This window comes from Micromonospora sp. AMSO31t, from assembly GCF_008868175.1.
Lineage (GTDB): Bacteria > Actinomycetota > Actinomycetes > Mycobacteriales > Micromonosporaceae > Micromonospora.
Window position 1 is genome coordinate 1 of the sequence record NZ_WBKT01000201.1, and the last position, 10,237, is coordinate 10,237.

General features: G+C 73.8%; 9 protein-coding genes. 8 read left to right on the forward strand and 1 reads right to left on the reverse strand.

Translation table 11 applies throughout. The features are described 5' to 3' along the window. The coding region (locus F8274_RS27905) for a hypothetical protein (RefSeq protein ID WP_151465345.1) at positions 1–957 on the reverse strand (957 nt) is incomplete at its 3' end. A 111-nt stretch (positions 958–1,068) separates the two neighbouring features. Here F8274_RS27905 and truB point away from each other — a divergent pair. The 8 genes from truB to F8274_RS27945 all read left to right on the forward strand — a co-directional run. After that, the gene (truB, locus tag F8274_RS27910; RefSeq protein ID WP_151465346.1) at positions 1,069–1,953 is read left to right on the forward strand and encodes a tRNA pseudouridine(55) synthase TruB; all 885 of its coding nucleotides are present in this window, start codon (positions 1,069–1,071) and stop codon (positions 1,951–1,953) included. A gap of 28 nt (positions 1,954–1,981) precedes the next feature. Beyond that, the gene (locus F8274_RS27915) at positions 1,982–2,908 is read left to right on the forward strand and encodes a bifunctional riboflavin kinase/FAD synthetase (protein WP_151465347.1); all 927 of its coding nucleotides are present in this window, start codon (positions 1,982–1,984) and stop codon (positions 2,906–2,908) included. Positions 2,909–3,111: 203 nt separating this feature from the next. Beyond that, positions 3,112–3,381 (forward strand): 30S ribosomal protein S15, encoded by a 270-nt coding sequence (gene rpsO / locus F8274_RS27920; protein ID WP_067302624.1) that lies wholly within the window; start codon positions 3,112–3,114, stop codon positions 3,379–3,381. Positions 3,382–3,603: 222 nt separating this feature from the next. After that, positions 3,604–5,991, forward strand: a complete 2,388-nt coding sequence (locus F8274_RS27925) for a polyribonucleotide nucleotidyltransferase (protein ID WP_151465348.1) — start codon at positions 3,604–3,606, stop codon at positions 5,989–5,991. 166 nt (positions 5,992–6,157) lie between these two features. After that, entirely contained in the window at positions 6,158–7,552 is a 1,395-nt protein-coding gene (locus F8274_RS27930; RefSeq protein WP_151465349.1) for a pitrilysin family protein, read from the forward strand. Between the two features lie 87 nt (positions 7,553–7,639). Then, positions 7,640–8,407 carry a 4-hydroxy-tetrahydrodipicolinate reductase gene (gene dapB / locus F8274_RS27935; protein ID WP_151465350.1) on the forward strand — a complete coding sequence of 256 codons (768 nt, stop codon included), beginning with the start codon at positions 7,640–7,642 and terminating at the stop codon, positions 8,405–8,407. Positions 8,408–8,510: 103 nt separating this feature from the next. Further along, a complete protein-coding gene (locus F8274_RS27940) occupies positions 8,511–9,446 on the forward strand; it encodes an AraC family transcriptional regulator (protein WP_151465351.1) in 936 nt (311 codons plus the stop codon). Positions 9,447–9,787: 341 nt separating this feature from the next. Continuing rightward, the coding region (locus tag F8274_RS27945) for a GNAT family N-acetyltransferase (RefSeq protein WP_151465352.1) at positions 9,788–10,237 on the forward strand (450 nt) is incomplete at its 3' end.

Below are 10,237 nucleotides of genomic sequence, written 5' to 3' on the forward strand. Positions count from 1 at the left end.
GGCGCGGTCCGGCATGGGGGTGGCGAGCGGCTTCCCGTCCCGCGCCGTGCCGATGTCGAGCAGTCCCTTGTCGGAGGCCGCGCAGTCGACGTTCGCGGTGTACGCGCGAATGTCCGTGAGCCAGAGACCACGGTTCGGGGGCGGGACGTCGTCCGGGTGGGGCACCTCCCAGATCAGGGTGTCGTGCACGACGACCACCCCGTCGCCGGGTTCGGCCCGGGGGCTCTGGAAGGCGTACGCCCAGACGAAGTTGGTGGTCACCCGGAGCACCCGGATCCCCTGGTCGTCCCGGGCCGCGCGGTAGGTGATCCGACCCTTCACCCGGGGCTGGTCGGGCAGCAGCCGGGCCCCGGGCGCGAGCCGGGTCGCGAAGGTGAGGAACTCCACGTCGCTGAGGTCCTCGCGGAGGTGGCGGCGGGCGTCCGGGGCGAACTGCCGCACCAGCCGCTCCCGGTCCTTCGCCGTCATGAAGGCGCGGTCGAGCCGGGCGGTCACCAGGGCGGCCCGGATCTTCGTGAGCGTGCCGGACACCTGCTTCGCCGTGAAGCCGCCGGTCGCCTTCGCCGAGGGCAGCGTGATCCCGGCCGCGCCCTCCGGGAAGGCGCCCGCGGGGGTGCCGTCGAACGGGCCGGCGGCCGGGGGTGGCGATGCCGCGGTGGTCGCCTGGACGCCGGCGGGCGGGCTCACGGTCGGGTACGCCCGGTGCGGGTCGGCCGGGCGCTTGACGTACCGGTATCCGGCGGCGCCGACGTACGCCAGCAGCGCGAGCACCAGCACCGCGCCGACGCCGAGGCGCAGGCCGCGGGCGTGCCGGCCGAACCAGATGCGCAGCCGGGCGGCCGGTCCGACGTGGATCTCCCGCTCCAGTTGGCGTACCCAGTCCGGGATCTCCTCCGGGCCGCCCCCGGACGGGCGGTCGAGCCGCGGTGGCTCGGGGGTGAGGTCGTCGCTGCTCATCGTGCTTCCCGGGCAGGAGTGGGGCGAGGGGCGCATGATCTTGACACTCGGCTCGATCAGGGCGGTATCCCCCGGAGGGCCGATCACCGGCGTCTGGCAGGCTTGGCCGTCGTGAGCGCAGACGGTCTGATCGTGGTCGACAAGCCCGGCGGCATGACGTCGCACGACGTGGTCGCCCGGATCCGGCGGCTGGCCCGGACCCGGCGGGTGGGGCACGGCGGCACGCTGGACCCGATGGCCACCGGCGTGCTGGTGATCGGCGTGGGCCGGGCCACCCGGCTGCTCACCTATGTCATCGGCGCCGGCAAGAGCTACACCGCGACGATCCGGCTCGGCCAGGCGACGGTCACCGACGACGCCGAGGGCGACGTGATCGCCAGCACCCCGGCCGGCACGGTCACCGACGAGGCGGTCCGCGCCGCGCTCGCCGCGCTGACCGGCGAGGTGGACCAGGTGCCCAGCGCGGTCAGCGCCATCAAGATCGACGGACAGCGGGCGTACAAGCGGGTGCGCGAGGGGGAGAGCGTCGAGCTGCCGGCCCGCCGGGTGACCATCTCCCGGCTGGAGGTGCTGGCGATCCGCCGTGACACCCCCGAGGTGGTGGACGTGGACGTGGACGTCACCTGCTCGTCCGGGACGTACATCCGGGCCATCGCCCGGGACGCGGGCCTGGCGCTCGGCGTCGGCGGCCACCTCACCGCGCTGCGCCGCACCGCGGTCGGCGGGTTCACCCTGGCCGAGGCGGCCACCCTCGACGCGCTGGAGCAGCGCGCGCCCGACGTGGTGAACCTGCCGCTGGACGCCGCCGCGGGCCGGTTCTTCCCGCGCCGCGACGCCACGCCCGAGGAGGCCAGGGTGCTCTCCCACGGCGGGCCGCTGGACCCGGTGGGCATCGCCGGGCCGTACGCCGTCTTCGGGCCGGACGGCGGGTTGATCGCTATCGTCAGCGAGCGGGACGGGCGGGCCCGCGCGGAGATCGTGCTGGCCCCCGCCTGACGGCGCGGGCGGACAGGGGAGGAGCGGCATGCAGCGGTGGCGGGGGTACGAGGCGGCGCCCGGCGGCTGGGGGCGTTCGGTGGTCACCATCGGCGTCTTCGACGGCGTGCACAAGGGCCACCAGGCCACCATCGGCCACGCCGTGGCGCGCGCCCGCGAGCTGGGCGTCAAGTCGGTGGTGGTGACCTTCGACCCGCACCCGGCCGAGGTGGTGCGCCCCGGCTCGCACCCGGCCGTGCTCACCGAGCCGGCCCGCAAGGCCGAGCTGATCGAGGCGCTCGGCGTGGACGTGCTCTGCGTCGTGCCGTTCACCCCGGAGTTCTCGCGGCTGCCGGCCGAGGAGTTCGTGCACGACGTCCTGGTCGAGCACCTGCACGCCGCGCTGGTGGTGGTCGGCGACAACTTCCGGTTCGGGCACCGGGCGGCCGGCGACGTGGCGCTGCTGGAGCGGCTGGGCCGCACCTTCGGCTTCGGGGTGGAGGGCGCCCCGCTGGTCGCCGAGGCGGGCACGGTCTTCTCCTCCACGTACATCCGCTCCTGCGTCGACGCGGGGGACGTGGCCGCGGCGGCCGCCGCGCTCGGCCGCCCGCATCGGGTCGAGGGCGTGGTGGTCCGCGGTGACCAGCGCGGGCGTGAGCTGGGCTACCCCACGGCCAACCTGCTGACCCACCGGTACGCGGCCATTCCCGCCGACGGGGTGTACGCGGCCCGGCTGGTGCGCCGGGGCGGCGAGCCTCTGGCGGCGGCGGTCTCCATCGGCACCAACCCGACGTTCTCCGGCCGGGAGCGCCGGGTGGAGGCGTACGCGCTGGACTTCACGGGCGACCTCTACGGCGAGCGGCTGGCCCTGGACTTCGTGGCGCACCTGCGGGAACAACGGACGTACGACGCGATCGAGCCGCTGGTGGCCCAGATCGCCGAGGACGTGGAGCGGACCCGGCGGGCGGTCGGCTGAGCGGGCCGGAGCCGGCGGGCGGGCTACTTCGTGGCCCTTCACCGGGCGGTTTCCCGCCGGGCTGGTAGGCTGGCGGGGACGTCGGCTGACCGACGTGGGGCCTCGCGTGCCTGCACGACGCCGCGGGTGCGAGGAACCGGTCCGTTTCCCGGTCACTCCGACCGATCCGGACCTCACTCAACGTTCCACGAAACAGGGAGAACATGGCGCTCGACCAGGAAGCCAAGGCCAAGATCCGCTCGGAGTACGCGACCGCCGAGGGCGACACCGGTTCGCCGGAGGTGCAGGTCGCGGTCCTCACCAAGCGGATCGCTGAGCTCACCGAGCACCTGAAGGTGCACAAGCACGACCACCACAGCCGCCGTGGGCTGCTGCTGCTGGTCGGCCGTCGCCGCCGGCTGCTCAACTACGTCCAGAAGAAGGACATCAACCGCTACCGGTCGCTCATCGAGCGGCTCGGCCTGCGCCGATGACGTGACGGGGGAGTGGCCACTCGGCCGCTCCCCCGTTCCGGTACCACCAGAAGAACCCGGCCACGCGACCGACCGAGAGGGAACCGGTCAGCGCACCGGTCTCCGGTAGTGGCCCCCGGGCACCCCGGCATCATGCCGGCCACCCGGGCGCTTCGATCGAAGACCGGCCGCCTGAGCAGTTCCCGTGTCGTGGGCCGACGACGCGAAGGAGCACCACAGCACATGACCGAGACCAACCTCGGCACCGAATCCCGCACCGCCGTGATCGACAACGGGTCCTTCGGCACCCGCGAGATCACCTTCTCCACCGGCCGGCTGGCCCGTCAGGCCGCCGGCTCCGTCATCGCCCAGCTCGGCGAGACGGTCGTCCTCTCCGCCACCACCGCCGGCAAGCAGCCCCGGGAGCAGTTCGACTTCTTCCCGCTGACCGTCGACGTCGAGGAGCGGATGTACGCCGCGGGCCGGATCCCCGGCTCGTTCTTCCGCCGCGAGGGCCGGCCCAGCGAGGACGCCATCCTCACCTGCCGGCTGATCGACCGGCCGCTGCGCCCGTCGTTCGTCAAGGGCCTGCGCAACGAGGTCCAGGTCGTCGAGACCGTGCTGGCCCTCGACCCGCAGCACCCGTACGACGTGGTGGCCATCAACGCGGCCTCCATGTCGACCAAGCTCTCCGGCCTGCCGTTCTCCGGCCCGATCGGCGCGACCCGGGTCGCGCACGTCGACGGCCAGTGGGTCGCCTTCCCGACCCTGGAGGAGCTGGCCCGGGCCACCTTCGACATGGTGGTGGCCGGCCGGGCGCTGGCCGACGGCGATGTCGCGATCATGATGGTCGAGGCCGAGGCGACGCCGAACGCCGTGGCCCTGATCTCGGGCGGCGCGACCGCCCCGACCGAGGAGATCGTGGCCAGCGGCCTGGAGGCCGCCAAGCCGGCGATCCGCGAGCTGTGCCGCGCGCAGAGCGAGCTGGCCGAGGTGGCCGCCAAGCCGGTCGCCGAGTTCCCGGTCTTCCTGGACTACCAGGACGACGTATACGAGGCCGTGGCCGAGGTGGCCCGCGCCGAGGTCGCCGAGGCCCTCAAGATCGCCGGCAAGGCGGACCGCGAGGAGGCCCTGGACCGGGTCAAGGCCAAGGTCGCCGAGGAGCTCGGCGGTCGGTTCGAGGGCCGCGAGAAGGAGCTTTCCGCCGCCTTCCGGTCGCTGACCAAGTCCGAGGTCCGCAACCGGGTGCTGCGCGAGCAGGTCCGCATCGACGGCCGCGGCCCGCGCGACATCCGCCCGCTGACCGCCGAGGTCGGCGTGCTGCCGCGGGTGCACGGCTCGGCGCTGTTCGAGCGGGGCGAGACCCAGATCCTGGGCGTCACCACGCTGAACATGCTGCGCATGGAGCAGATGGTGGACACGCTGTCCCCGGAGAACCGCAAGCGCTACATGCACAACTACAACTTCCCGCCGTACTCGACCGGTGAGACCGGCCGGGTCGGCTCGCCGAAGCGGCGCGAGATCGGCCACGGCGCTCTCGCCGAGCGCGCGCTGATCCCGGTGCTGCCGTCGCGCGAGGAGTTCCCGTACGCCATCCGGCAGGTCTCCGAGGCGCTCGGCTCCAACGGCTCCACCTCGATGGGCTCGGTCTGCGCGTCGACGCTGGGCCTGCTCTCGGCCGGTGTGCCGCTGAAGGCGCCGGTCGCCGGCATCGCCATGGGCCTCATCTCCGACGAGGTGGACGGCAAGACCCAGTACGTGACGCTGACCGACATCCTCGGCGCCGAGGACGCGTTCGGCGACATGGACTTCAAGGTCGCCGGCACCCGGGAGTTCGTCACCGCGCTGCAGCTCGACACCAAGCTCGACGGCATCCCGTCGGACGTGCTGGCCGCCGCGCTGCAGCAGGCGAACGAGGCCCGGCAGACCATCCTCGACGTGATGCAGCGGGCGATCGAGGCTCCGGCCGAGATGTCGGAGTACGCGCCGCGGGTCACCACGGTGAAGATCCCGGTCGACAAGATCGGCATGGTGATCGGCCCGAAGGGCCAGACCATCAACGCCATCCAGGACGAGACCGGCGCCGAGATCTCCATCGAGGACGACGGCACCATCTACGTCGGCGCCACCAACGGCCCGTCCGCCCAGGCGGCGGTGGACCGGATCAACGGCATCGCCAACCCGACCCTGCCGAAGGTGGGGGAGCGGTTCCTCGGCACGGTGGTGAAGACCGCCGCGTTCGGTGCCTTCATCTCGCTGCTCCCGGGCCGCGACGGCCTGCTGCACATCTCCAAGGTGGGCGACGGCAAGCGGGTCGAGAAGGTCGAGGACTTCCTCAACGTCGGTGACCGGGTCGAGGTGGAGATCGCGGACATCGACGCCCGCGGGAAGATCTACCTGGACAAGATCCGTCCGGAAGGCGCCGAGGCGCCGGCCGCCGGCGAGGCCGCCGGTGGCGGCGAGCGGCCGGGCGGCCGGGACCGCGGCGGCGACCGTGGCCCGCGCGACCGTGGCGACCGTGAGCGCGGCGACCGCGACCGCGGCGGCCGGGGTCCGGAGCGCGGCGAGGGCGGCGAAGGCGGCGAGGGCGGCGGCGACGGCCGCCCGCGGCGCCGCACCCGGCACAGCTGATCCACCCACCGGCCGGGTGACGCCCACGGCGTCGCCCGGCCGGTGACTGCTGCAGCCACGGCTCCAGCTCCGGTACGGCGTCGGCCGCGCCGAGCTGAAGCCGTCGGAGCTGTCGCTCGTCACCACCGCACCACCCACCCCTCGTCGAACTGAGAGCAGGTTCCTCGTGAGTCGGACCCGGCGTTCGTCCTCCCCGGCGGCTCGACGGGGGGTCACGTCGTCCGGGGTCGCGCGCCCCGCGGGCGGCGCCGCCCGGGCGATCACCCGCACGCTCAGCGACGACCCGCTGGGCGGCACCGTCCGCCGCACCGTGCTCCCCAGCGGCCTGCGCGTGCTCACCGAGGCGATCCCGGCCATGCGCAGCGTGTCGTTCGGCATCTGGGTGGCGGTGGGCTCCCGCGACGAGACCGGGCCGCAGGCCGGCGCCGCGCACTTCCTGGAGCACCTGCTCTTCAAGGGCACCAACAAGCGCAGCGCGCTGGAGATCTCCTCGGAGATCGAGGCGGTGGGCGGCGAGACCAACGCCTTCACCACCAAGGAATACACCTGCTACTACGCCCGCGTGCTGGACGAGGACCTGCCGCTGGCCATCGACGTCATGTGCGACCTGGTCGCCGACTCGGTGCTGGCCGCCCCCGACGTGGAGACCGAACGCGGGGTCATCCTCGAAGAGATCGCCATGCACGACGACGAGCCCGGCGACGAGGTGCACGACCTCTTCGCCCGTGCCGTCTACGGCGACCACCCCCTCGGCCGGCTGATCTCCGGCACCGAGGAGACGGTCACCCCGATGACCCGGCGGCAGATCCAGAGCTTCTACCGCCGCCGCTACACGGCCCCGCAGATCGTCATCGCCGCCGCCGGCAACCTCGACCACGCCGCCGTGGTCAAGCTGGTCCGGCAGGCGCTGCGCGGCACCCCGCTGGACACCGACCCGGCCACGCCGGCCCCGCACCGGCCAACCACCCCAGCGGTACGCACCAAGCCGGCCGCCACCCTGGTCGAGCCGAAGGAGACCGAGCAGGCGCACATCATCCTCGGCTGCCCCGGCATCGACCGCGTCGACGAGCGGCGCTTCGCCCTCGGGGTGCTCAACAACGTGCTCGGCGGCGGCATGTCGAGCCGGCTGTTCCAGGAGATCCGCGAGCAGCGCGGCCTGGCCTACTCGGTCTACTCCTACGCCAGCCAGTACGCCGACAGCGGCCTCTTCGCCGTCTACGCCGGCTGCGCGCCCGGCAAGGTGGACGAGGTGCTGGACCTGACCCGCGCCGAGCTCCAGCGGGTGGCCGCCACGGGGATCACCGAGGCCGAGCTGGCCCGGGGCAAGGGGATGAGCAAGGGCTCCTTCGTCCTCGGCCTGGAGGACACCGGCTCCCGGATGAGCCGGCTGGCCAAGGGCGAGCTGCTCTACGGCAACCTCATGCCGGTCGACGAGCTGCTGGCCCGGGTCGACGCGGTGACCCTGGACGACGTCAACGGCCTCGCCGCCGAACTGCTCGCCCGGCCGATGTCCCTCGCCGTGGTGGGCCCGTTCGACGAGTCCGCCTTCGCCGCGCGCTGACCGGTCCCGCTCCCCGGTGCAGTCGCCGGGCTGATCCCGGCCGGTCCGTGGGGAGGGCCGCGTCCCGATTGGGATAGGTTGTGCCCCGTGACTGACGAGCAGGAGAAGACCCCGGCCGGGTCGGTGCGGGTCGGCGTGCTGGGCGCCCGCGGCCGGATGGGCCTGGAGGTCTGCAAGGCCGTCGACGCGGCCGGCGACCTCGACCTGGTGGCCACCATCGACCAGGGCGACGACCGGTCCGCCGTCGCCGGCGCCGAGGTGGTCGTCGACTTCACCACCCCCGACGTCGTCATGGACAACCTGCGCTGGTGCATCGACCAGGGCATCCACGCGGTCGTCGGCACCACCGGCTTCACTGAGCAGCGGCTGGAGCAGGTGCGCGGCTGGCTGGCCGGCACGCCCGGCGTCGGCGTGGTGATCGCCCCCAACTTCGGCATCGGCGCGGTGCTCATGATGCAGTTCGCCGCCCGCGCGGCCCGGCACTTCGAGTCAGTCGAGATCATCGAGCAGCACCACCCGCGCAAGCTCGACGCGCCCAGCGGCACCGCCACCCACACGGCCCGGCTCGTCGCGCAGGCCCGCGCCGAGGCCGGTCTCGGCCCCACCCCCGACGCCACCAGGGACGAGGTGCCCGGCGCGCGCGGCGCCGACATCGACGGGGTACGCGTCCACGCCGTCCGCGCCACCGGTCTGGTCGCCCACCAGGAGGTGCTCTTCGGCACCACCGGCGAGACGCTGACCATCCGGCACGACTCGTACGACCGGGCCTCGTTCATGCCCGGCGTGCTGCTGGCGGTACGCGAGGTGCGCCGCCGGCCGGGCCTCACCGTCGGCCTGGACGCCCTGCTCGACTGACGTCCCCCGCACCCGCGGCCGGCCATACCCCTGACGGCGGCCGGTCCGCGGGTCCGCAACGGCGATCAAGCGGCGCGGCCCCGGGCGGGTGCAGGCTGTGCACATGACCCAGACGGACGGACTCACCGGCCTCCTCGACTGGCTCCAGGAAGCACTGGACGACCCGGAGGCCGGGCCGGCGAATCTGGCCGCCCGGGCCCACCTGTCCCGGTTCCACTTCGACCGGCTGGTCGCCGCGGCCACCGGGGAACCGCCGGGCGCGCTGCGCCGCCGCCTGCTCCTGGAGCGCGCCGCGCACCGGCTCACCACCAGCGACCGGACCGTCCTCGACATCGCCGTCGAGGCCGGCTACGGCTCGCACGAGGCGTTCACCCGCGCCTTCCAGCGGTCGTACGGCATCGCCCCCACCGGGCTCCGGCGCCGCCCGCCGCTGACCTTCCGCGAGCTGGAGCTGCCCTGCCCCAGCGGCGTCCACTTCCAACCGCCCGGCGGCCTGCGGCTGCCGGCGGCACGTCAGGAGACTCCCATGAACGTTCTCCAGCACCTGGTCGACCACCACGTCCAGACCCTCACCACGATCATCGAGCGCGCCGGGGGCCTCGACGACGAGGTGCTCGACCGGCCCGTCACCGTGTCCGTGGAGACCATCGACGAGCAGCCCACGCTCCGCTCGCTGATCAACGCCATGGTCACCCAGGAGGAGCACTGGCTCTCGGCGCTGCGCGGCGGCGAGTGGCCCGACGAGAGCGACCGGTCGGCGTCCGGGCTGGCCGCCCGGCACGCGGTCGCCGGGCGCGACTGGCGGGCCTTCGTGGCCCGGACGCTCGCCGCCGGCACGCTGGCGGACACCTTCGTCGACACCACCTGCACGCCGCCGACCACCCACACCCTGGGCGGCACCATCGGCCACGTGATCACCTTCGCCGCCGTGCGCCGCACCCTGGCCATCGGCGCCCTGCACAGTGCCGGGATCACCGACCTCGGCGCCGGCGACCCGCGCCCGTTCCTCGACGCCGCCGCCACCAGGCCCGCCGGCTGACGACATCGCCGAGGTCGACCGACTCAGGCCCCGAGGTCGCGCCCTTGATCGACGCCAGCTCGCCGAGGTCGCGCCCTTGATCGACGCCAGCTCGCCGAGGTCGCGCCCTTGATCGACGCCAGCTCGCCGAGGTGGCGGTGTCCGGCCCCCGCCGATACCGCCACCTCGGCGATCCGGAGTCGATCATGGCGATGCCGGGCCCGGTGGCGCCGGGGGCGACCCGGCAACCGGGCGACGCGCGATTCAGCGAGCGGGCGTTGTCGCGAGCCGTGTGCGGGTGGTGGCTTCGGCCCGGGCGAAAGCGATGGCCCGGTGGGCGGGCCGGCCCTAGGCTGACCGCCATGATCGATTCCGGGCAGCGTGACCGCGCCAGCCGCCGGGTGACCCTGCGGCCGGTGGACGACGACAACTGGCGGGCGGTGGCCGACGTCGCTCCCCGCGACGACCAGCGCACCTTCGTGCCGGCGCTGGCGGCTCGCTACCTGGTGCTGACCATGCGCTCGGACGTCTGGACCTCACTCGCCGTCTACGCGGACGAGACGGTGGTCGGGCACGTCATGTGGGGTGTGGACGATGACGACTCCCGCTGGATCGGGGGCATGGTCATCGACGCGGCCGAACAGGACCGCGGCATCGGCCGCGCCGCCGTGAAGACCCTCACCGACTGGCTGGCCGAGGCGGGCCACCCGGTCCGCCTCAGCTACCACCCCGACAACACCCCCGCCGCCACCCTCTACGGCCGCCTGGGCTTCCACCCGACCGGCGCCATGGAGGACGACGAACTGATCGCC

What these genes read in the sequence shown, in the direction of transcription:
- rpsO (WP_067302624.1), top strand. Translation starts at nt 3,112, where the DNA reads ATGGCGCTCGACCAGGAAGCCAAGGCCAAGATCCGCTCGGAGTACGCG.
- F8274_RS27940 (WP_151465351.1), top strand. Translation starts at nt 8,511, where the DNA reads ATGACCCAGACGGACGGACTCACCGGCCTCCTCGACTGGCTCCAGGAA.
- F8274_RS27925 (WP_151465348.1), top strand. Translation starts at nt 3,604, where the DNA reads ATGACCGAGACCAACCTCGGCACCGAATCCCGCACCGCCGTGATCGAC.
- F8274_RS27915 (WP_151465347.1), top strand. Translation starts at nt 1,982, where the DNA reads ATGCAGCGGTGGCGGGGGTACGAGGCGGCGCCCGGCGGCTGGGGGCGT.